At 46.2% G+C, this 23209-nt stretch carries 23 protein-coding genes; 9 read left to right on the top strand and 14 right to left on the bottom strand.

Going from position 1 to position 23209, the window contains the following annotated elements:
• Positions 1–8: 8 nt before the first annotated feature.
• The 3 genes from JCM23214_RS19045 to JCM23214_RS04425 form a co-directional block, all read right to left on the bottom strand.
• Positions 9–587 (bottom strand): hypothetical protein, encoded by a 579-nt coding sequence (locus JCM23214_RS19045; RefSeq protein ID WP_025897783.1) that lies wholly within the window; start codon positions 585–587, stop codon positions 9–11.
• 609 nt (positions 588–1196) lie between these two features.
• Positions 1197–1676, bottom strand: a complete 480-nt coding sequence (locus tag JCM23214_RS22080) for a MarR family winged helix-turn-helix transcriptional regulator (protein ID WP_159104297.1) — start codon at positions 1674–1676, stop codon at positions 1197–1199.
• A 180-nt stretch (positions 1677–1856) separates the two neighbouring features.
• Positions 1857–4028 carry a malate synthase G gene (locus JCM23214_RS04425; protein WP_025897780.1) on the bottom strand — a complete coding sequence of 724 codons (2172 nt, stop codon included), beginning with the start codon at positions 4026–4028 and terminating at the stop codon, positions 1857–1859.
• Between the two features lie 122 nt (positions 4029–4150).
• On the opposite strand from JCM23214_RS04425, the gene JCM23214_RS23915 reads away from it, so the two are divergent.
• Positions 4151–4483 (top strand): helix-turn-helix domain-containing protein, encoded by a 333-nt coding sequence (locus JCM23214_RS23915; RefSeq protein WP_199899289.1) that lies wholly within the window; start codon positions 4151–4153, stop codon positions 4481–4483.
• A complete protein-coding gene (locus JCM23214_RS23910; protein ID WP_199899288.1) occupies positions 4459–4944 on the top strand; it encodes an IclR family transcriptional regulator in 486 nt (161 codons plus the stop codon). Before JCM23214_RS23915 ends, JCM23214_RS23910 begins: the two co-directional genes overlap by 25 nt.
• Here JCM23214_RS23910 and guaD read toward each other — a convergent pair.
• Positions 4913–6277 (bottom strand): guanine deaminase, encoded by a 1365-nt coding sequence (guaD, locus tag JCM23214_RS19030; protein ID WP_199899287.1) that lies wholly within the window; start codon positions 6275–6277, stop codon positions 4913–4915. The genes JCM23214_RS23910 and guaD overlap by 32 nt on opposite strands.
• A gap of 503 nt (positions 6278–6780) precedes the next feature.
• On the opposite strand from guaD, the gene JCM23214_RS04410 reads away from it, so the two are divergent.
• From JCM23214_RS04410 to JCM23214_RS04395, 4 genes are all read left to right on the top strand, one after another.
• Positions 6781–7782 carry an ABC transporter substrate-binding protein gene (locus tag JCM23214_RS04410; protein WP_025897779.1) on the top strand — a complete coding sequence of 334 codons (1002 nt, stop codon included), beginning with the start codon at positions 6781–6783 and terminating at the stop codon, positions 7780–7782.
• Between the two features lie 66 nt (positions 7783–7848).
• On the top strand, positions 7849–8745 hold the full coding sequence (locus JCM23214_RS04405) for an ABC transporter permease (RefSeq protein ID WP_025897778.1): 897 nt from the start codon (positions 7849–7851) through the stop codon (positions 8743–8745).
• Positions 8742–9938 carry a quaternary amine ABC transporter ATP-binding protein gene (locus JCM23214_RS04400; RefSeq protein WP_025897777.1) on the top strand — a complete coding sequence of 399 codons (1197 nt, stop codon included), beginning with the start codon at positions 8742–8744 and terminating at the stop codon, positions 9936–9938. Before JCM23214_RS04405 ends, JCM23214_RS04400 begins: the two co-directional genes overlap by 4 nt.
• A 172-nt stretch (positions 9939–10110) precedes the next feature.
• Positions 10111–11064 carry a cyclase family protein gene (locus tag JCM23214_RS04395; protein ID WP_025897776.1) on the top strand — a complete coding sequence of 318 codons (954 nt, stop codon included), beginning with the start codon at positions 10111–10113 and terminating at the stop codon, positions 11062–11064.
• A gap of 53 nt (positions 11065–11117) precedes the next feature.
• Here JCM23214_RS04395 and JCM23214_RS04390 read toward each other — a convergent pair whose 3' ends face one another.
• The 5 genes from JCM23214_RS04390 to JCM23214_RS04365 all read right to left on the bottom strand — a co-directional run bounded on the left by JCM23214_RS04390 (position 11118) and on the right by JCM23214_RS04365 (position 14709).
• Entirely contained in the window at positions 11118–11891 is a 774-nt protein-coding gene (locus JCM23214_RS04390; RefSeq protein ID WP_025897775.1) for an SDR family NAD(P)-dependent oxidoreductase, read from the bottom strand.
• A gap of 133 nt (positions 11892–12024) precedes the next feature.
• The gene (locus JCM23214_RS04380; protein WP_025897774.1) at positions 12025–12804 is read right to left on the bottom strand and encodes an IclR family transcriptional regulator; all 780 of its coding nucleotides are present in this window, start codon (positions 12802–12804) and stop codon (positions 12025–12027) included.
• Positions 12805–13245: 441 nt separating this feature from the next.
• Complete coding sequence (locus JCM23214_RS04375) at positions 13246–13734, bottom strand: hypothetical protein (protein ID WP_025897773.1); 489 nt, start codon at positions 13732–13734, stop codon at positions 13246–13248.
• A 162-nt stretch (positions 13735–13896) separates the two neighbouring features.
• The gene (locus tag JCM23214_RS04370; RefSeq protein ID WP_025897772.1) at positions 13897–14292 is read right to left on the bottom strand and encodes a c-type cytochrome; all 396 of its coding nucleotides are present in this window, start codon (positions 14290–14292) and stop codon (positions 13897–13899) included.
• Between the two features lie 75 nt (positions 14293–14367).
• The gene (locus tag JCM23214_RS04365; protein ID WP_025897771.1) at positions 14368–14709 is read right to left on the bottom strand and encodes a hypothetical protein; all 342 of its coding nucleotides are present in this window, start codon (positions 14707–14709) and stop codon (positions 14368–14370) included.
• 137 nt (positions 14710–14846) lie between these two features.
• Between JCM23214_RS04365 and JCM23214_RS04360 the strand changes: the two genes are divergently transcribed.
• Complete coding sequence (locus JCM23214_RS04360; RefSeq protein ID WP_025897769.1) at positions 14847–15722, top strand: dienelactone hydrolase family protein; 876 nt, start codon at positions 14847–14849, stop codon at positions 15720–15722.
• 2 nt (positions 15723–15724) lie between these two features.
• On the opposite strand, the gene JCM23214_RS22075 is transcribed toward JCM23214_RS04360, so the two are convergent.
• Genes JCM23214_RS22075 through JCM23214_RS04335 form a run of 5 tightly spaced genes read right to left on the bottom strand, consistent with a single transcriptional unit; the run spans position 15725 to position 21541 of the window.
• Positions 15725–17275: a S8 family serine peptidase gene (locus tag JCM23214_RS22075; protein ID WP_025897767.1), complete on the bottom strand. Its 1551-nt coding sequence runs from the start codon at positions 17273–17275 to the stop codon at positions 15725–15727.
• Between the two features lie 58 nt (positions 17276–17333).
• Positions 17334–17879, bottom strand: a complete 546-nt coding sequence (locus JCM23214_RS04350; protein WP_025897765.1) for a zf-HC2 domain-containing protein — start codon at positions 17877–17879, stop codon at positions 17334–17336.
• On the bottom strand, positions 17876–18427 hold the full coding sequence (locus JCM23214_RS04345; protein WP_025897763.1) for an RNA polymerase sigma factor: 552 nt from the start codon (positions 18425–18427) through the stop codon (positions 17876–17878). Before JCM23214_RS04345 ends, JCM23214_RS04350 begins: the two co-directional genes overlap by 4 nt.
• A gap of 11 nt (positions 18428–18438) precedes the next feature.
• Complete coding sequence (locus JCM23214_RS04340; RefSeq protein ID WP_025897761.1) at positions 18439–19539, bottom strand: hypothetical protein; 1101 nt, start codon at positions 19537–19539, stop codon at positions 18439–18441.
• Positions 19529–21541, bottom strand: a complete 2013-nt coding sequence (locus JCM23214_RS04335; protein ID WP_148301765.1) for a hypothetical protein — start codon at positions 21539–21541, stop codon at positions 19529–19531. The genes JCM23214_RS04340 and JCM23214_RS04335 overlap by 11 nt, the downstream gene beginning before the upstream one ends.
• 376 nt (positions 21542–21917) lie before the next feature.
• Between JCM23214_RS04335 and JCM23214_RS23905 the strand changes: the two genes are divergently transcribed.
• On the top strand, positions 21918–22205 hold the full coding sequence (locus tag JCM23214_RS23905) for a chromate transporter (protein WP_199899286.1): 288 nt from the start codon (positions 21918–21920) through the stop codon (positions 22203–22205).
• Entirely contained in the window at positions 22205–23191 is a 987-nt protein-coding gene (locus tag JCM23214_RS19020; RefSeq protein WP_199899285.1) for a chromate transporter, read from the top strand. The genes JCM23214_RS23905 and JCM23214_RS19020 overlap by 1 nt, the downstream gene beginning before the upstream one ends.
• Positions 23192–23209 lie beyond the last annotated feature (18 nt).

Genomic DNA, 23209 nt, shown 5'->3' with positions numbered 1-23209 from the left:
TGTTTCACCTAATCAAACAATGCGTCAATATCGGTTTGATCAAGAACCTTACCATCGGCCACATCGACCACAACACCTTCTTCATTTTCTGGCATACCACGGCGACTGGGTTTATCTGGAATTTCGGTTGGAGCCTCAAGCAAGAGTTGCCCATTGATTATCCCTGCGGCGCGATCAATAAGTTGACGGATTAAGCCGCATTTGCTGGTGATAAATCCGGCTTTCTCACCAGCGGCCAGCCCTTCTGGATCTTTGAGCAAGGATGACTGTAACAAGGTAAGTTGTCGGTTAATCTTGGAGACAGTACTATCGAAGGGCGCTTTATACTCTTTGGGACAATGGTCATAAGCCTCAACCGCGAGATCCTTGTCTGCGATACCACTTTCCAGAAAATGATCTTTGTAAAGCTTGGGCCGCCATTCAGCAAATTCTTCGGCTAAATCAGGCATATCAGCTATCATTTCCGCCAACATGAGCGCTTCATTGAAATGATTGAGATAATCTGTAGCCAGCAAAGAAGTTGCGTTGACATTTGTGCCAATCGCTTTCGCTCTGAACTTCTCTACTTCACTCAAATTATCAGACATACACACCCTCAACGGTCTTGAAACTGCAAAACCGTCACGACCTACTTTAGGGAATAGAAATAATGGACAAGTCTTAAAGAAGTCTTTGTTTTCAACGGAAATCTCGTTGATACACATATAAATTGAGGAATTTAGCTAAACATTAGGCCTCAAAATTATTCCCCTAACCAATCAGGAAAGTTATTTCCAGCCAGCGGGTAATGTGAGTCCAATCATCTCCTCGTCCGTAGTGTAGCAGGTAATAGACAGGCGCAAATAAACTACTTAAACCCAAATATGCTACCTTAAGGAATTTTGCATATTCATTCCTAACGGATAAAGTGCATTTCATGTCGTTAAACATCAATTTCACGGCCAGTTCCCCAATAATTCTACACCAAAGAAGCATTAGGGTACCGGGTCAGATTGCTTTTATTCAACCGCTATATTTGATTAAAAACCCAAAATAACACTTTTAAGTATATGCCAGAGAAGATATCGCGCCATGAGACATTTCACCTACCAAATGTAGAGGAAATCAATGATACTATTTTAAAGATTTTTTAAATACCAAATCACAACTTTAAATAAATTGTGTTCAAAATGCCTGATTTCACCGAATCGATCACTTCAGTCTTTCAATGTTTCCAGGAATTTCCCCAGCAATGAAATTAGCTGCTTATGGTTCCTCGCGCCCATTCCCTTAATAAAGACCTGCTCCATCTCCTCCACCTTTACGCGGAGTTCAGCGAGTTCCTTTTCTCCCTCTGCCGTCAGAGACACGGCGTAAGCGCGCTTGTCATTTTGGACGGGCTCTTTGCGGATAAAACCATTCTTTTCAAACTGGTTCAGGATAGGCACCAATGACGACCGATCCAATCCAGCCGCCCAGGCAATCGCTGATTGTGTTCGACCGGGGTTGTTGGCAATAATTTCCATAACTGAATATTGCCCGGTCATCAGCTTTACGCCTGTTTCACGAAGAAAGCTGCTTTGTGCTGCGAGGACAGATTTCCTCATATAATAGCCGACATTATGTTCAAGCGCACCTAAATCCATTGGCGCATGAGCGGCATCTTCAGACTTTTTCAGTATATTTTTTGAGGTCACGAAAAATCTCTCCCAGCACTTTTCGTTAAATGCATTCTGCTGCATCACACTTTTTTATAGGCATTTCAAAAGCCTATAATCAAGAATTTAAGCACAAGGAGTTGTATTTTTAGAACAAATTTCATCCAAAAAGAGACATGCAGGACAAAAATCCCACATGTCTCACAAAAAACTAATGATTTAGGATGCGCGTTTCACTTGCAATCTGCGCGCGTGCAAAATGGGCTCAGTGTAACCACTGGGCTGTTCCTTCCCCTTCAGGACGAGATCCATAGCGGCTTGGAACGCAATGGAAGTCTCATAATTACCTGCCATGGGCTTATACAACGGATCTGCACTGTTTTGCTTGTCAACAACAGCAGCCATTCTCTTCATGACCTCTATTACCTGCTCTTCTGTACAGATGCCATGATGAAGCCAATTGGCGATATGCTGACTGGAAATACGCAGTGTCGCCCGATCCTCCATTAATCCAACATCATGTATATCCGGGACTTTGGAGCAGCCGACACCCTGATCGACCCATCGCACTACATACCCGAGAATTCCTTGCGCATTATTCTCAAGCTCAGCGACAACTTCACTCTCCGAAAGGTTCTCACCTTTCATGATTGGCGGGGTTAAAATATCATCCAGATTAGCCCGCGGACGTTTTGACAATTCTTGCTGTTGGGCCGCCACTGAAACTTCGTGATAATGCATCGCGTGCAGTGTTGCAGCGGTAGGAGATGGCACCCATGCACAATTGGCACCGGATTTGGGGTGACCAATCTTGACTTGCATCATTTCTGCCATTTCATCTGGTTTGGCCCACATACCTTTACCGATTTGCGCCCTGCCTGGAAGGCCTACCTCCAACCCGATATCAACATTCCAATCTTCATATGCGGAAATCCATGGCTCTGCTTTACAGTCATCTTTACGTTTAAAAGCCCCTGCTTCCATGTTGGTGTGGATTTCATCACCTGTGCGATCCAGAAAACCGGTATTGATAAAAAAGATACGATTGGAAACAGCGCGAATACATTCTTTCAGATTGACGGTCGTCCTGCGTTCTTCATCCATCACCCCAACTTTCAGGGTATGACGGGGCAGTTTCAAGTGATCTTCGACTGCATCAAACAAGTCATTGGTGAAGGCTGCCTCTTCAGGGCCGTGCATTTTAGGCTTTACTATATAAACGCTGCCAGAGCGGCTATTTTTAAGTTTCGCTCCCTCTTTAAGGCTGTGCATCGCACAGGCGGATGTCATCAGTGCATCCAAAATACCTTCAGGAATTTCATTTCCGTTCGCATCCAAAACCGCATCTATGGTCATCAAATGTCCAACATTTCGAACCAATAGCAAACTTCTGCCATGCAGTGTCATTCTCTCACCGTTTTTGGAGAGATACTCTCGGTCATCAGCCAAAGAGCGGACCTGCATCTTGCCGCCTTTTTCAAAACTATCGGTCAGGTCACCCTTCATAAGACCAAGCCAGTTTCGATAAACAAGCGCCTTATCCTCTGCATCCACCGCTGCGACTGAATCTTCACAGTCTTGAATGGTGGACATTGCAGCTTCCATCAGGACGTCCTTCACGCCTGCACTATGCGTACTTCCAACCGGGTGGCTCCGATCAATCTGAATATCCAGATGCAATCCATTATTCTTTAACAGGACATTGCTAAGTGTACCCTCGCCAAGATAGCCCACGAACTGCGATCCATCGACAAGCCCCGCAGTTGATCCATCTTTGAGCTTCACCTGCAATTCGCTATCCGGGCCAAGAACATATTCTGTTACATCGGCATGGCTTGCATTTTCGAGAGGTACAGATTTGTCCAGAAAAGCCGTCGCATATTCAATAACTTTCGCACCGCGACCAGGGTTGTAGCCAACTGTTTTCTGCGCGCCGTCAGTTTCAGCGATTACATCGGTCCCATATAGTGCATCAAAAAGGCTTCCCCATCTTGCGTTTGCAGCATTGAGTGCGTAGCGAGCATTCATTACGGGCACAACAAGTTGCGGCCCAGCTACACTGCCAATTTCCGGATCGACATTTTCGGTGGAAACTTTAAATAGCTCTCCCTCTGGCACAAGATATCCAATATCCAAAAGGAATTGACGATATGCCGCCATATCAGTCTGTTGACCCATATGTGCCTTGCACCAGTCATCCATCTTCTGTTGAATATCATCCCGCTTTTGCAAAAGCTCTCGATTACGAGGGGCAAAATCATCAATCAGCTTTTCAAGTGATGACCAAATATGACCTGCATCGAAATCCAAGCCTGGAACAAGTTCGGCTTCAACAAATTTATGCAGCTCCTCTGCTACCTTCAACTGACCTACTTGAATGTAATTTGGCATGCGCGCCTCCTCTCATGCGAAAACCGGATCAGAGTTCCGGGGGGACCAATTTTCTCTATATTGACATGATGCCCCATAAGAAGAAATAATAAATGGAAACGTTTTCATTATGTGGAAATTTGATGACTGAGGTAGAAGACAAATCCAGCGCAAGAACAGGTCAGGTCCAGTCACTTACCCGTGCCTTGTCCATCCTGAATGAAATTGCCCAAAGCCCCACTGGCCTGAAATTAACCGAAATTTCGCGTGAGCTAAAACTCGCGCCATCAACAACTCACCGGATGCTCACCACTCTTCAGGAAGAAAGATACGTCCATTATGATCGGGACAGCACGCGTTGGCAAATTGGGATTCAGGCTTTCGTAACCGGTAACGGCTTCCTGTCTTCTCGCGATCTTGTAGCGTGGCCCGCCCCTATATGCGCCGCCTCATGGAAGACAGCGGAGAGACAGTAAATCTCGCGATTTCCGAGGGGGACGACGTAATTTATATGGCTCAGATTGAAAGCCGTGAAATGATGCGCGTCTATTCAAAACCTGGAAACAGAGTGCCTCTTCATTGTTCTGGTGTCGGCAAAGCAATTTTAATGCAGATGGAGCAAAAAGAAATCAACCGCATTCTGGGAAGTGACACTCTGCCAAAACTAACCGAAAAAACAATTCAATCGACATCGAAACTAATAGAAGAACTCCAACATAGTAAACAAAGAGGGTTCGCAACAGATGACGAAGAACACGCTGTTGGGCTGCGCTGCGTTGCAAGCGTCATATTTGATGAGTATGCCGAGCCCATTGCTGCATTGTCCATATCTGGACCAACCGCTCGCATTTCAATGGACCGACTAATGGAACTAGGTGAAAAAGCCAAGACCTTCTCGTCCAATATCACTTCCGCGTTGGGCGGCAAAATGCCCTAGTCGCACGCGTAAGTATATTGATTGTAACTCTCCCCTCGAAGAGCCATGCGTTCACCAGCAATATATGTTGCCTTAACTGTTTGAGCTGTGCCAAAATCATTAAGGCAAACAACAAGTCATGTAAATTTTCTGCATGGGATAACCGATGTTCCACGAGCGGGGTGGCCTTCAAATCCATCACCACCAAATCTGCCTCAAAACCAGGCGCAATACTTCCGATCTTATCTTCGAGATACAGCGCCTCTGCAGCACCCCGAGTCGCCAGATAAAATGCATGAAATGCGCTTAAAGATTCTCCGTTAAGCTGCGCGATTTTATAGGCTTCATTCATCGATGTTAGCTGAGAAAAACTTGTACCACCCCCCAAGTCGGTCGCGAGACCAGTGCGGACAGGTCGCTTCAAATCACTCGCGCCCCACGCAGAAAACAGGCCACTTCCCAAAAACAAATTCGACGTCGGGCAATGCGCAAGGGCAGTCCCACTCTCGCTCAATCTGGCCAATTCGTCTTCGGATAAATGTATTCCATGGCCATAAATTGCACGAGGTCCGACCTGACCATATTTCTCATAAACCGCTAAATAGTCGCTGCACTCTGGATAAAGTTCCTTGACCCATTTGATTTCGTCCAGGTTTTCCGAAATGTGTGATTGCAGGTATGTTCCTTCGAACTCAGACCACAGCGCACCAGTCATGTCCATCTGTTCTGGTGTACTGGTTGGAGCAAACCTGGGCGTTATGCTATACAGGGAGCGATCTTTTCCATGCCATTTTTCGATCAGCTCCTTAGACTGATCGTAACCACTCTGTGCGGTATCCAGCAACGCGTCGGGCGCATGCCTGTCCATCAAGACTTTGCCCGCAATATTCCGCATCCGATATTTTATCGACACTTTGAAAAAAGCGTCAACTGACTCTGGCGCCACCGTGCAAAAGACAGATGCTGTTGTTGTACCCGCAGCCAATAACTCACGAATAAAAATCTCAGCAGTCTGCTCGGCATAGTTTTTGTCGGCAAATTTTTGTTCAGTAACAAAGGTATATTTATTCAGCCACTCAATGAGCTGTGTGCCATATGCGCCTATAATCTCTGTTTGCGGATAATGCACATGACAATCAATGAAACCTGGCATTATCAGACTGTCGCGATAGTGATGAACCTCATCAACCTCTTCCAGCTGGGATAGCCCTGTTGCAGCAGGTCCAAAAAAAGCAACTTTTCCATCTTCAACAACAACAACACCATCCTCTTCAAAAACGAAGGATTCCTCCACTGGAAAATGGAAAGGATTTTTTACAAATGTGAGGACGGATCCACGGATAGCCAGTTTCATTTTACCTACTCAAGTATGTCTCAGCCATGATTTAGCCGCAACTGCGTAGCCTAACAAATCCAGCTGTCATCGTTGAGTCATTTTCTGCCGGTTAAATAATAAATGGGCCATTTTCCAAATCGTGGAATAAACCACAAAACATTAGAAAAGCATAACATTATAGTCTGCATTAGTAGCGCCGCCAAATAGCGCAAAAATCAAATCAACGATATCGAAGCAAAAAAATATTAGACACAAAGTAAAAACAAAAATATTTCCGCCATTAACTACAAAATTAAAACGAATTAAATAGAAAATTAGAAAAAATTAATTCTATTCTTATAAAATTTAATATCTATATTTTAATTTAACTATACTTTTAAATAATAAATAGAAAAACACGCCGTCGTTGACAGACAAACTTGCTTATTATATCCTTAATATATTCAAAATTTCGTCAAACAAGCTTAAAAAATACTAAGACTATTGCTGATTTTTATCGAGCATTTGATTGGGAGAAACCGATGAAAAAACTATTAGGTGCCGCGCTCATTCTGGCCGCATCAACTGGCGTTGCCTCTGCAGCAGATAGCTGCGGTAGAGTAACAATTGCAGATATGAACTGGAACTCTGCGACCGTAATCGCCAATGTAGATAAATTTATCCTCGAAGAAGGCTTTGGCTGCGACGCTGAACTCGTCCCCGGCGATACAATGCCAACTGGCACCTCGATGGTGGAAAAAGGCGAACCGGATATCGCTCCAGAACTTTGGAGCAACGCAATGAAAGAAGCGCTGGATAAAGGTGTCGCCGAAAAACGCTTGCGGTATGCTGGTAAATCACTGTCTGATGGCGGCGAAGAAGGCTTCTGGGTACCTGCATACATGGTTGAAAAAGACCCAAGCATGGCCACAATCGAAGGCGTGATCAAAAACGCAAAACTTTTCAAACACCCTGAAGATCCTAGCAAATCAGCGATGATGGGTTGCCCAGCAGGCTGGAACTGCCAGATTTCGACAGGCAACCTTTTTAAAGCGCTTAATCTTGCAGATGCCGGTTTTGAACTGATTGATCCGGGCTCAGGAGCTGGCCTTGCAGGCTCCATTGCAAAAGCCTATGAGCGCGGTGAAGGCTGGTTCGGTTATTACTGGGCACCAACAGCCATTTTGGGTAAATACAAGATGGTCAAGGTTGACACAGGAAATGGAACCGATCTGGAACATTTCAGAAGCTGCACCACAAAGCCGGATTGCGAAAACCCGAAAGTGACTCTCTATCCGCCTGCTCCAGTGCATACAATCACGACAGAAGCATTTGCCTCTAAAGCACCTGCTGCTTATGAATATTTGAGCAAACGCTCCTTCACCAACGCAAAAATGAATGAGCTCCTTGCGTGGATGGAAGACAACCAGGCAGATGGCGACATTGCTATGGAACACTTCATGAAAAACAATGAAGATATCTGGTCAAAATGGGTGTCTGCAGACGCGGCTGCAAAGATTAAAAAGGCCCTCGCCAACCTCTAAGCAGTACAAGCCTGCCGACCACAAATCGGCAGGCTTCTTTTATTTATTTTTTACCGGAGACCATTAATGGCTGACTCTAACTGGCTGATCGAATTTCCAGCCATGGACCGATCAGACCTTCTGGCAATTCGCAAAGCACTCGACGGTGCATATAAAGAGTTTTCACGCAGCTATGGCGATATTATTGAGGGTCTGTTTGACCCCTTGCTCTACTTTCTTGTCTGGTTTGAAAAACTGCTCGTCAACTCACCTTGGTGGCTTATCATTGCGATAATTTGCGCGATCGTATATTTCGCAACTCGATCCTGGAAGCTAAGCGTCGGCGTCCTTGCCGCCTTCGTCCTGATTGGCTATTTCGGAATGTGGGAAAACACAATGCGCACGATGAGTATTATATTCGTCTGCACACTGCTTTCCATTGCCATCGGTATTCCCATTGGCATCCTTATGTCCCGATCTGACAGAGTGCAATCCACGATTACGCCAATGCTGGACATCATGCAAACAATGCCCGCATTCGTGTATCTTATCCCTGTTGTTATGCTTCTTGGTATCGGCAAAGTTCCTGGCGTCATCGCCGTGGTTATCTATGCCATTCCGCCCGTCATTCGCCTGACAAACCTTGGCATAAGATTGGTCGATGAGGAAGTACTGGAAGCGGCACGAGCTTACGGCGCCAATTCCACCCAACGCCTTTTCGGTGTACAGCTTCCCCTCGCCTTGCCAACGATAATGGCTGGCATTAACCAGACGATTATGATGGCATTGGCCATGGTTGTTATTGCATCGATGATTGGAGTTAAGGGACTGGGCCAACCGGTTTTGAAATCCATTACAAATCAGTATTTTACTTTGGGCCTCTTCAATGGTCTCGCCATTGTGGCTTTGGCAATTGTATTTGACAGGGTTTCGCAGGCTTATGGCAAGCGCACCCAGAAACATCTGGAGAGTCGCCAGTCATGACGGAAGTACTTATTAAAGTTGAAGGCCTGTATAAGGTCTTTGGCAAAACACCTGAAAAAATCATGCCCATGGTGAAAGCAGGTGAAAGCAAAGATGACATTCTGGCTAATACAGGCCATACCGTCGGTCTCAAGGACATCAACCTACAGGTAGAAAAAGGTCAGATTTTTGTGGTGATGGGCTTGTCTGGTTCAGGCAAATCCACACTGATCCGCCATTTAAATCGACTGATTGATCCCACCGAAGGTAAAATTCTGGTGGACGGCGAGGATGTGATGAAGCTGGATCAGAAATCTCTGGAAGAGTTTCGTCGTCATCGTATGTCGATGGTTTTCCAGCGTTTTGGTCTGATGCCGCATCGCACGGTTATTGAAAATGTGGCTTACGGCCTCACAGTACAGGGTGTCGACAAAAAAGAACGTCTTGCAAAAGCGCAGGAATGGTTGGAAACCGTTGGTCTTGCCGGTTATGAAAATCAATATCCTTCCCAGCTTTCTGGCGGACAGCAACAACGTGTTGGCCTCGCCAGAGCGCTCTGTACAGATGCCGACATTCTCCTTATGGATGAAGCTTTCTCGGCCCTTGATCCGCTCATTAGAAGCGAGATGCAGGACCAGCTTATTGAGCTTCAGGAAAAACTGCACAAAACCATTGTATTTATTACACATGATCTTGATGAAGCACTTCGCCTAGGTGATCGTATCGCCATTCTAAAGGACGGTGAACTGGTACAACAAGGAGCACCAGAGGATATCCTTCTGCATCCGGCAACCGATTATGTGGAAGCCTTCGTTAAGGACGTAAACCGAGCCCGTGCCCTCACGGTGGAAACAGTTATGAATCCGCCAGCACATCGGATTACCAGCAGCAATATCGAAAAAGCCTTGCAGCAGATGCGAACCTTTAAGGGTGATTATGGCTATTATGTAAATGATGACGGATATCAAGGCATCATTACACAGAAAAAGCTGGAAGCTGCAGCCAAAGCCGGATCGAACACTGCCATTGATGAGAAACTGTATGAGGATGTCGCGACAATTTCACCCGATACTGTGCTTGAAGAAGTCATCCCAGATAGCATGGAGAGCAGATATGCGTTGCCTGTTGTTGATGACAAAGGTGATTTGACAGGGGAGCTCCCCAGATCCTCGGTAGCCGAAGTGCTATCCGGCGAACAGGAAAAAGGGGGCTAGCCCCCTTTTTAACGCCGCCAACACACGCCCCATCTCACTTCCTTGCAGGAATTATTATTTAGGATATACTTAAATTACTTCAAAGTTACCGAAGTAGTAGTGAGTACACCCAAATAATAACGAAAATTTCCGGCCAAAAACTTTCCGGAAATGCACTCACAAGGGAGAAATCATGAACAAGTTTACTCGAACATTGGGCGCGGGCCTATTTGGCTTGTTGCTTTCAGGCAATGCTGTTGCAGACGATCACTGTAAACCGTCCAAATGGGGGGCCGATGACGAAATAGGTGCCGCAAATCACGTAACACCGGAGCAAGTTCTCAAAGCGAGCAAGCTCATTAAAAAAGGAGAAAGCCATCCACTTGGGATCGTTATTGATCCAAATACACCTGCCTTCCCACCGCGCGGAATGATGCTTCAAGTTGTGCAACCCAATCAGCAAGGCGGCCAAAAACTGACAGACTTTGGATATGCCGGGAACTATAATGACGATATCGCTCAACTTTGGTTCGGGATTGGACCGCAGATTGATGGTCTTGGTCATCTGGGAGAAGATGGCTACTACTACAATTGCAATGATGAAAAAGAAATTTCACAACTTACTGGACTGACCAAACTGGGTGTCCATCAAATCCCTCCTCTTGTCGGCCGCGCCGTTCTGATAAATATGGCTAAACATTTTGGTGTGGATGTGATGACCGCTGGACAGGCCATCACCGCAGATGACATCAAGGCAGCCGCACAGGCGCAATCCGTTCAAATTGAAAAAGGTGATGTGGTTCTTTTTCACACGGGTTGGACCGATGGCAAATTGAAAAGCGACCCAAAGGCGTGGGTTTCAGGTGAGCCGGGCCTATCAAATGACGCAGCCGTCTATCTGGCTGAACTGGATGTTATGGCCGTTGGCGCAGACACCTGGGGATTAGAAGCAGTTCCCCCCAAAAAAGGAGACAAACTTTTTTATGGCCATGTAACCCTGCTTAAAGATCATGGTATCTACATTCTGGAAACAATGAATACCGGGCGCTTGGCACAGGAAAATGTGTCAGAGTTTATGTTTGTACTGGGACAGGCCCGCATTCGCGGAACAGTGCAAATGATCATTAATCCCGTCGCCATGTGGTAAAATTTGCCTTGCCCGGTTTACAGCAAATAAGCCGGGCAAGACTTCAGCAACCGTTAAGAACTAATGGTATAACCGCCATTTACTGACAAATGTTGACCCGTTATGTAACTTGCGGCACCTGACAACAGGAAACAGACCGGCTCTGAAACCTCTGAAGGTGTTGAGAAGCGCCTCATTGGGACTTGCGCCATTACTCCATCCCGGAATTTGTCCGAACGGATAGTCTCTGTCATTTCTGTCTCAACAATACCGAAACAAACCGAGTTTACGCGGATTTGATCCGCAGCATATTCACGAGCAGCACTCATTGTAATGCCCATAACACCAGATTTTGCGGCCCCGTAGTTGATCTGACCGATGGTTCCACGTCTGCCTGCATCACTTGAAATATTGACGATTGACGACGGACTGGTATCGCCAGCTTTTGCCCGTTCCGTCATATGACGGCCCACTGCCTGCAAACAGTAAAAAACACCAGACAAATTCACGTCGATAACCTGCTGCCATGTCTCAATCGGCATTTTATTGATCATCGCTGCACGAACAATACCGGCATTATTGACAAGACCATTGATACGTTCATGTTTTTCAATTGTGGACTGAACAAAATCCTGCACAAATGCAGGCTCAGCGACAGATCCTACATAATAATCAGCATTTTCGGATCCCAAATCCGACGTCAAAGCTTCCAGCTTATCCCCTTGCATATCAACCATGGTTACATGACCACCAAGGTCAACAACCAGTCTGGAAACAGCTTCGCCGATACCCTGTGCGGCACCAGTTACGATAATATTATGCCCCTGCAGGCTCATTGGATTTTTCATTTTGATCCCGTTTGTTGTTTTTTGTTTTGCGGGTTTTTGGAGTAACGTCCAAATATTTTCCGTTATTGGAAAAAATTTCGAAAATTAAATCAATTACACGGTTTATTGTCAACTGAATAAGAGCGCAACCGAATTATTCAACACTTCCTTTAAAGCCCAGAATTTTTGAAATTTCCGCCGCAGAATGAACAGCAGCTTTTGCGAATTTCTCTTTTTCCCGCAAGGCTCTTGAGATCGGAACTGCAATAGTTAGCGCCGCAACCACATCCCCATCTGAATTAAAAACCGGGGATGAAAACCCACTCGCGTCTGCAGTAAAGTCCCCATAAGTCTCGGCTACTCCCTTAATCACAGTTTCTTTCAGGTGAGTTCGAAGTTCATCAGGATCGACTATCGTTACTTCTGTCCATTTCTTAAACTCGACAGTCGATAAATATTCATCCCTCTCTTCGTCTGACATGTGTGCCAGCAACAAACGCCCACTGGAAGACGCATAGAGGGGTCGCTGAGTACCAACGGACACGGAGAACCGAACCGATTTTGGACTTTCAACCAAATCTACATAAATTGCATTTCGACGATCTGCGGCCAACTCAGCTAGCAAAACCGTCTCGCCGCAGTCCTCCATGGATTTCTCAAGGAATGGCCTGGCAATCTGCCGCAATGACCTTCCTGCCAGAATGATGGATGCCAGTGAAAATGCTTCAGGTCCCAATTGATATATCGTCCCCCTCCGCACAAGAAACCCTTGATCGGTTAAAGCCTTCAAAGTTGCTAACAACGAACTCTTGGGAACGTCCAAGCGATTGGAAATTTGGGATAAATTCAACCCATCCTGCATGTTTGAAAGTAGACGCAACAAGGAAAACGCGCGCGGCAAGACCATAGGACCTTCATTTCGAGCAGCTGACATCGCGGACTCCATATTCGCATATTTAGACTAAATGCGAATATACGAATTATTATGGGTTATGGAAGTCAAAAACCGGCCTATTCTTAGAAAGAGTGTCACCACCATCACAATTTGATGCAACACTCGTTTACAGAAAATCATACTTTCTGTAAGACTGTAGAGACGGTTGGGTGACTTCGGCCAGCTAAGCCGCTTGGTTCAACCGGCGCCTAATATACCCCCATATACTGGCAGCCAAAGCCGAAGCCCCCATCTCGGCGTCTCATTAACTCTAAACATCACGTTTATGTGAAATTTACCGGAAAGACTATATGAGGCGGTTAAATGGGCGTCAATACCCATGTTGAACGATTGGTCCAGAAATTCAGTCTAAACAGCAAAGTTACCTATTCCGCTCTAATTGACAGATGCGGCAAAAACCGCATCCATCTAGGTTTTGATTTAGGTTAAGCCAATTCGCTGCGCCGCAAACTGTTGCCAAAGCGGACTGCCATAATCCGTTACTAAATTTACACCCCGGCCAGCCGTCTCACATCCATTACATCCGATTAACAACATGTAATTTCTGTCCACGACGACAAATTGCCTTTTATACGGAACCAGAAAGTGCATAGCATTATCTTCGAGAAATGCGCTTGCCTCTTCATAATCCGCGAACCAATGATTAAGGATCGTCATACAGGCTGTACTGTACCAAAAGCTGCCCGCATCAGCCGGGTTATTTGATCGGCCCTGCAGATAACGTAATGCCATCGGCCAATCTGCAAAACCGCTCTCATAAGCGACAAGATGCAAACTGTGTTTGAGTCTGAATTCCTGCTCGTGTGGAAAACGCTTGCGTAGACGCCTAAAAACATGATGATCGCCAGCTAGCAGCGACTTATGGCGCAGACGCGCACGAATTTTTAATTCCTGAATAAGCTCGGTCATGGTTTCACCTTCAAGTTATTGACTGGCTCTCCCGCTTCGCCAACTCAAAAGCAAACTGCATTTGTGAGCATTGAATATTAAAATGGGTGACTTCATCTTTCGCGGGCAGGCGCCCCATCAGCACCTGCCCGAAGATTTAAAACAGTTTATTGAAAAGCACAACTACTTGATGCCTACCATTCGCTGCATTTGCCGGATGTATGCTGTAATTGCAACTATCTCCTCATCATCCAACCCGGGAATTGGCGGCATATCACCAAATTTCCAGTGATGCGCTCTCACCCCCTGCTTCGGCGCGCGCAAAAAAGCGGCATCAGAATGGTGACTGCTTTCATAGACCTTATGCAGAAAAGGAGGGCCGTTCTCGGTTCCTCGCCCATTCACACTATGACAGGAAGCACAGTTTTCCTCATACAAACTCCGCCCATTAATCGCTGAAACCTGAGACACCCGATTTTGCGTAACAATGGCTTCCTCCTCTTCTCCAGCTTTGGAGACCAAAAAGTACAAACCGAATAGAACGCCTAAGACACTTACGATGATAATAGTTAATTTCACGATTTCACCTCCACCGCGAATATAAAAACTGCAAATATGAACCAGAGGCGAAGTAGCGCCTCTGTAACCACAGTTTCAGTATTTCGGCGGTGCTTTAGGAGGCTGCAAGACATGTCCGGCAAGCTCACTCATCATAAAGCTATACTGAACTACATTATAAGGGTGACTATTTAACAGGTAATTTTCTTGAATTAACTGAATATCGCAAAAAAGCATCCCGCATATTTTGGACTTTATCGCGCCGTTATCATTCGTTTCAACACCAACGTCAGTGCCGATCATCTGAGCCATCTCAAGAACGGAACCAGCCTCACATGCAAGCGCCAGCTTATTTACTGTTTCCAACAAAGTTACATTAAAAATAAGTGCAACAAGAATAGTAACTTTAACAATGGCGGGTTGTATCCGTGAAATCATAGGTGATACTTGCAAAAAATTGGGACTCTCATCTAATTAGCAGGAAATTTAGATCCAATAAACAATCAGTATTCCTTCCCTTTTATTTCGCTCTATATGAGTTGAATACATGTCGTTCTTTTCCTTCGAGGTAAGAAATGCAGACCGTTTCAACCAGGCCGTTCCGGTTACGCTTCGTCATTCTGGCGTTAATTATTTTCATCAGCAATTACACGCCTTCACAGCTACCTGCAAAGAATGCACTCACAGATGTTTCGTTTGCCGGGGCCCGGTACGACATTTCTGAATTCCGCCAGCAACGATTGGGAAAAGAAGCTATCGAAGATATTCAGAAATCCAACAGCGATGTACGTGGTAAACTGGCAGTAGTTCCGAACAGCGATGCCGCCGTTATCATACTTCCTGGCGTAAACGGACTGCAGGCTTCGCATCTCGATTGGGCGCAACATCTTAACGAGTTGGGTTATAATGCGTTGGTAATTGACCACTATGGCTCACGGCGCGCGCGCAATTTTAAGGACCTCGCCTCAGTCCCGACAATCGAGGACACACTGGGCGCAGCCCAATATCTTATCAGCAACCAATATGCGGCACCAAACAAGATCGCCCTACTCGGATTTGATCAAGGAGCCAGCCGAACCCTCGCCATTCTCAGCAAAAACCACCCTTTTGCTCAAACCAACAAAGGCTTCACGGCAGGTGTAGCCCTATACCCAAACTGTTCATCTGACCGGGTATTTTCAGCACCAGTTATGATGCTGGCGGGCGATCGGGATCATTTAATGACGATCGACACCTGCAAAAAACTGTCAAAAAGTTCTTCTTCAAAAGGAGAGCAGATTGAATTGCATCTGCTCAAAGGTGCAACCCACTTTTTCGATGATCCAGCATATCGCAAACCCTTAAAGACGGAACTTGAACCCTTGTGGTTCGAAAGCAATCATTACTCTGAAAACGCACATAATAAAGCCAAGGACCTAATATCCGAGTTTCTTGGAAAACATTTGAAATAGGATCAGCATGCCACCTGAATGAGACGTAGTTGAAATAACTCGCTGTTCGCGCTTAAGGTACGAGATCCTTGCTGCAAAACTTTTTCAAGCACCTGCCTTGAAAGAGCAGTATTTCGCTTCAAATAATTGGCAGCAACTGCCATCGCGTAGGGCACCGCGAAGCTGGTACCTGTTTGATAACCAGCTTTTCCATCCGCCATCGCGAGCCAAACATCAACACCGGGTGCAGCAAAATCGATATATCGTCCGGTATTAGCTCCTGAAAACAAACGAAACGCAGCATCCACTGCCGTAATCGCAAAAACATCCGGCAAGGCTGCCGGGTAAGAAGGCCTTGCTTCAGGCCCAAAGTTACCCGCCGCGGCAAAAATCAGCAGGCTTTTGGAATTCGCTATCGAAACCACTTTTTCCAAAACCCTGTTTTCTTGTAAAGTTGCCAGTGAAATCCCTACAACGCGAACGCCACTGGTTATCATCCAGTCCATCCCGAGCACTATTGCTTCTACACTTGCTTTTGCCACTCCGTCCTGCCTTTGACGCAGAACAATCGCATTATGCAAAATTATGTTTTGCAATAATCCCTGTATACCCAATTCCGGCGCATGACCAATCAGAGCGGACGCGATTGCCGTTGCATGTGAATTGTCTTTTTCGCGCCCAACAATGAAATCATGAGTAACAATTCCACCTCCCTTAAAGGCAGGATGTGAAATTTCTATTTCTCCATCAAGCAACCCGATTTTCAAAGAAGCATTAGTATCGCCGCAACGCTGACTATTTTCCCAGCCAATCATGCGGGCTGCATATAGACGCGGTTTAGCAGCCGACGCTTCTAAATCCAGATTTTGATCAATCAATACATCCGGAAATTTATCCTTCAGTTGATCTCTCAGACTTGTGAGCTCCTGACTGCGTATGACAAACATGAACTGGCCTAACCCGACAAGAGAGTAACTTTGCCCGATCACCACTCCCAAATTTTCAAGCTCTGCCCGCACAGGGTCCTGCACTTCCAGTGCGCCAAATACCAGTAACTCTTGACCGCTTTCTACTTGTGCAACTGTGATTACCGGACATGCACTCACCTTTAAACCTGAGAGAATATTCCCTCTGCGTTTATCATGGAGACTTAGGCTATATTCACTATTTTCATCCGGGATTGCTGCTGGCAATCTAAACGCCAGTTGGCGATCACTCCGATTGAGCAATTTGAGCGGAATGGATAAAGAGCCCTGCTGTAAATAAGCGTTTTCAATCTGCAAAACAGATAATCGCTCACCTGAAACCAACAGAATTTCATTGGGTCGGATACAACCGGGACTACTTGCCAAAAAGGCTGGTTCATTATCCGTACTCAGACGATGAGGAGCAGCTCCTGGTAAAGTTGAGGCCGGGCCTGTAGCGGGAATTCTTCTCTTCGGTTCCCTATCGGGATCAACCACTTGAAAATCATTGGACCGCGTCACTGGGTCAGGCTGACTGGTCCCTGTTTGTGCTACGGCTAACCCTGCCAGGGAAAATACAAAGCATAAACTGATCAGAACCCGTTTCATTTTTCCAGTTTTTCAGGCTGATCAACCTGAACACTTTCAATCAGGTGGATGCGAGCTCTCAAGTTCTTGAGCACAGCTTCCCTCTCTCCTGGAATGGATACTCTGTAAACACCAAGACTGATGGGCCGTCAACAAACCGAGCATTTAGCGAAAGCATCAACGATCGCATATTTTCTTCACGGGCATCCGGGGCGAAGGTAATACTGTAAAGCACTCCATGAGGCTGAACGCTCACACCACTCGCCGCATCCAGGTCTTCGCCGCTCCAATCTGGTACAAACATCACAGTCTGAATTGCAAGCAACAAACAAGCCGCCACAGCTCCAACTCGCCAGAATACAGCTGACCTGTTGTCATTTGCTATTTCGGCGGAAGGCTTATCGATTTCACTCTTCAGACTATTTTGCAATCGCTTAAGCCCAAATTCGCCTGGTGACTGTTCCAGTTCAATCTGCTGCATCTCGCTTCGCAATTTACGCAAAATCTCCAACTCTTCGCGAAGACGCTCACTGTTATCCAGCGCCTTTTCAACCTCCGCTCGCTCCGTCTCATCAAGGGTGTTGTTCACATAAAACGGAAGCAATTCTTCTATTTTTCTGCTCATGCGGTGCCTCCCAATCGGTTGGACAAGCAGTTTTTCATCAACTGCTTTGCATGGAACATGCGGGTTTTCACCGTATTCTCCGGGCAGCTTACAATTTTTGCTATTTCGCCATAGGCCATGTCATTGAGAAAGGCCAACTCTATAACAGTACGATGAGCGAGTTTTAGTTGCTCGAGACAAAATTGAATATGTGCACCATTTTCCTTGGCGAGGAGACACGCCATTGCATCAGCCGTTTCATCAACCTGCTCCGGTATTTCCTCATCTCCAACAACCAGTTTGCCGTTTTTACGCATCCGATCCACCGTTTTGAAATAAGCTATTCCAAATAGCCAGGTTGATACTTTAGATCTTCCTTCGAATGTCGCTGCTTTACGCCAGACTTCCAAGAAAGTTTCATTTAGTATGTCGGCTGCTTCAAACGGATCGTTCAATTTTTGTTTGATAAAATGGTAAAGGCGTTTTTCAAACATACGATAAAAATCAGCGAAAGCCTTCTCATCGCCTTCACTGATTTTCCTGATCAATTCTGTGTCCGTTGCTGTCATATGTTAGCTGCCTATTGGGGCATCATAATTTTACGGCGCGCTGATACACCCAAGATTTTTCCACCTCGATCAATAGCTCTAAGACGCCAATCATAGACTTGACCGGGCTTTAATCGATCCAGTGAGAATACAGAAAAGTTCAAATTCTGAGTTTCGGCTCCAACTAGTTTTCCAGTAACGATATCTTCACTGGCAGGCTCGAACAGTTCGATTTGGTAGGCGTAGGCGCCCTTCACATATGACCACGAAAAAACTGTATCTGTTGCAAGGATAGCCCCCTCAGCAGGCGATACAACATCCAGATTTTCAACCGGTGCTTCAGTTGATCCTTGTAACACGAAATAACGCAAGACCGGAAAATCAAGAACTCCGCTCTCATCTTCGGCAACGAAAGTAACCAGATACAATCCATTTTTTTGAGTTGGTAAAGGTGGACTGACGATACGTGTCTCACCCTGACCCGAGCTGACCAATTGCTGACGGACCACCTGCAATATCCGATATCGGGCAGAACCATAATTGCTCGTGGGGTCAACAATTCTCCACTCTCCTTTGAGCAAACCCGAACTGCGATAACTGACCCGAGCAACTGCGCGCTGCCTATCTCCTTGCCGGATGACGTCTGCTCTTGCATCATTTTCAAACGACAGATCAATTCGTCTTAGCTGCAAATCACCTGTATTGCCGCCCCCTGCCGCGACTTGCATTGTTCCAACAAGCGTAGTCTCAGTATCGGTGAATGTTCGGGTGATGGTAACACTACCCGCATCAGAGGTTGCTACAGTGTTTGCTTGCGCAGGAGTTAACACAAGGGTTTCGGTAAATCTTAAAGTTTCGGATTGCCCGCCAATCAAAGAGGAACTTTGCGACAAAATATTTCCAAGCGTAGAGACCACAACGCCGCCCACTCTAAGATCAGCATTGGCGGATGTAACTGAAACTGTGGCTGTGGTAGCTGCTGTTCGGTTCACCGTCCATGTCACCGTCACGCGAGGAGCGCCAACAACAGCAACGGCTACAGAGGAAGGTGAGGGCGTGACACTGTTAACATTTGCCTGAGCAAGTGCCGGTGCCAAAATAAAAAGAAGAAATGCAATAAGTCTAGTAATCATAGGCGAAAGGAGCCTTAACTCGAAAAACAAGGAAGACCTGGTAGATTGTTTCATCATCGGCGCTGTCAGCATTTCCATTGCTACTCTCCATCGAACCGCCCAATGCCAACGCCATCCCAGGGTTATTGGGTTCCGCTTGCAGGAAAGTCCATTCAATTTCACCATTTACCAAATGTGTATCTGGTTGGTCGCCGCTTCCCGCTGAAAGGTTCAAATTATAATCCAGGTTCAGATCCAGAATATCGCGAATTATTGCTGCGGAAACATCTACACCGATATTTGTACCGAAATTACTTGTATTCTCGTCCAGATCTTCAAACACATTAAACTGGATTGCGCCTCCAAAGTTAAAGCGATCAAAGTCTGTCCAGTTTACATTAAAAGCAGTCCCATTATTCAGCGTATCACTACTTGTGTTCGTAAAGTCTTCATAAGATGAAATAGTATGTGACACTCCCCATGACCAGTTTCCTACACTTGTATTTCCGCCAAGCGTAAGCGATTTCGTGAGATTGTTTGTACCTGGCCCAAGATAGCCACTGGGAGTATCCAGCCGTCCAGCATCTGCGACAAACCCCGACAGATACACACTTGGCGTACCTAACCAGCTCATTGCGCCTTCGAATGGCTCCATCGCATAATTGGTCGAAAAGGACAGGTTATGCAGATAATCCGTTGCAACAGCTTCCAGACCATCCACATTGTTGGTCTCATAAATATACTGAAGATTACTCGAAGACTTGCCCCAGTTCATTGAACCATAGAGCGCATATGCTTCGCGATCAGCTGCAACGCCTGCGTTGGCCAACGACTGGAAATAGGTTCCCAACCGGTTGTAAGAAACACCTAGAGATATATCGGCCGTATCTCCCAACCAGATCGGCGGAGATGCAAACGGCCTCAGGTCCAGTGAAATTGAAATCGCATCACTGTCTTTGGTTGGTGCAGACCCGGCATCACCATCCTGATCATAGATTGAATGGGCGTATTCTCCCCGAGCAACAATGCGTTGATCTGCAAATGATTTTTCAACAATAGCACTCCAGCCCCGCCCCTCAGCCACCGGCTCTGTCACCATTATGCCATCGCCAATACCCGCACCCTTGCCATCATAGAAAATACCCGTAATTTTCAATGCCCCCGGCTCAAGCGAAAAGGGCTGCACTGTCAGGCTTCCGCCAGAAATCCGCTCATCACCGTTATTCAATCCGCTAAAGTTTTCCCCGCCGGCAATTGACTCAGTGCCAAGCGAAAATGCTTTCGCACGGACATGGCCGGCAGCGTCACCAATCTGCACGGAAGCGCCCCGACGGTAAAACCCGCTCATCGTTAAAGATTGGACACCGATATCATGATGGCCAAGCGTCGCCCCCAATGCGAGATCTTCTCCTGAATAATTCAAAGACAGCTCATATTCACCCAAGTCCAGCGCATTCCCGGTGAGAGATTTGTCGTTATCCGTTTGCAAGAAGTAATTTGCGCGCGACTGCAGTTGCAGTTTACCAACTTCCAGATTTGCATTGAAATCACCAGCGCCGCTCAGGATACCCTTGTCCGGGGCATTTGTAATATTCCGTTCAGCCAACCTGAGGCTCGTCTCTGTCAGGCTATCAAAACGAATACTGCCACTTGTGAGCATGGCTTCTGCACGCGACAATTCAGTCTCATCTGGTAAATCCGCCAATGCGCCAGCATTTGAAGATGAGCCGCCATGAATTTCGAAAATCCACGAACCAAGTTCCACAGGGTTTTCAGCGTTCGTAATATCGAGCAATCGCACCTGATGAATACCCGCCGCAAATGGCTTCAATGGTTTGAGAACAAAATCGGTTCCATCAAGTGACAAAATTGCGGTTACATCAATCGCATCCAGTTCCACCGCCAACGTGGTGAGAGTTAAAATATCAATATCTTCTGGAAGTTTGATCCGGACAACATCTGATCCCGCAGACGGCGCAACAAATTCTGCCTGTACGGCAGCACCTACTGAACCTTGTCCCACAATTAAAAAAATGCAGGTTATTGCTAAAATCGATAAGTTCCGAAAAATGTCCCCGCCTCCCGTCATAATCGGAATTTTAAGTAGTTTTACCTCTCAACCCACAAAACAAATAAGCGAAAGCTCAACAATGCGCACAATTAGTCTCCAACCCTGAACTGGTGTTGCCTTTTACCCACAGTTTCTGTCGAATTCTAACCCGCGGTAATCTGGGTCATAGAACTCACAAACCTTGTCAGTCTGACGTGGATCAGCACGCGCAAGTTCAAAAAATCTTTAAAAAATTTCCAAAGCTGACCTAAAAGGGTAATCACGAACACTAAAAGCGACCCTGAACTTATATCGAATTTACAAACCTTGTTTTACCCGGCACAACAGAATGAATAGCTTCAACTCCGTAGACGCCAAAAATTTCTGGAAACTGTTTTCTCAAATTGGATTGCAATCTTTTGGCGGACCCGCGGCGCAAATTTCTATTATGCATCAAAAGCTGGTTGAAGATCGCAAGCTTTTAACCGAAGCCCAGTTTCTCAGAGCTCTGAGTTTTTGCATGTTACTGCCAGGACCTGAAGCCATGCAGCTTGCAACCTATGCCGGTTGGCGGTTACGCGGTATATCAGGTGGAATAATCGCTGGCCTTCTGTTTGTTTTGCCGGGCGCCGGGTGATGCTTATCCTCGCCCTGCTCTACACCTCTTATGGCGACCTTCAAATCACGCAAACTCTCTTCCTTGGGATTAAAGCCGCTGTTCTTGCAATTGTACTGCAGGCCCTCTTGAACATTTCACGAAAAGCGCTTCAGGGTATTGGCGCCTGGATGATAGCTGTCCTTGGATTTTGTGCCATATTTTTTCTGGCAATCCCCTTTCCTTTGCTGATCGCTTCTGCCGCTGTCATTGGTTTCTTTTTCTGGAATTTGGAAAGCTCTGAAACCCTGGCAGTCGAAGAGCCGCAAGCAAACTTTGTGCGCACAATTGCCATCTGCATTGTGGGAGCCGTAATCTGGTTTTCGCCAATTCTTATCATAGATTTATTTTTTCCCTATCCGCTGCTGTCAGATATCGGCATATTTTTCTCCAAGCTGGCAATGGTTACATTTGGGGGGGCCTATGCCGTTCTGGCCTATATGAGCCAGGAAGTAGTCACGCAACTGGGATGGCTAACCGCTGCTGAAATGCTTGATGGATTAGGACTTGCGGAAACGACACCGGGGCCGCTCATCCTTGTAACTGAATTCGTTGGTTTTATTGCCGGTTACAAAGAATTTGGCTTAATGGGGGGGATTATTGCGGCAGGTGTCACATTATGGGTCACGTTTGTTCCCTGCTTTATCTGGATCTTTGCTGGCGCCCCCTATATTGAACAACTGACCACAATGCCCCGGCTTTCAGGCGCCCTTAAAGCCATAACCGCAGTAGTTGTCGGTGTGATATTAAACCTGTCAGTCTGGTTTTCACTACATGTCTTGTTTTCATCGGTGACGCTTGAAAAAGCAGGATTGTTTTACTTCTGGATCCCCGATCCAACCTCACTTAACCTGCATGCGCTTTCAATCTTCATACTCAGCCTGTTTTTGCTTTTTGCCTTGAAATGGGGAATTACAATCCTTCTGATCGTTGCCGCAACTACCGCATTTCTTGCAACACTATTATGATCTGACGCGATAGCGATT

It is taken from the genome of Sneathiella glossodoripedis JCM 23214 (assembly GCF_000616095.1).
GTDB lineage: Bacteria > Pseudomonadota > Alphaproteobacteria > Sneathiellales > Sneathiellaceae > Sneathiella > Sneathiella glossodoripedis.
The sequence above is the reverse complement of the archived record's forward strand: the minus strand, read 5'-3'. Positions and strand labels throughout refer to the sequence as shown.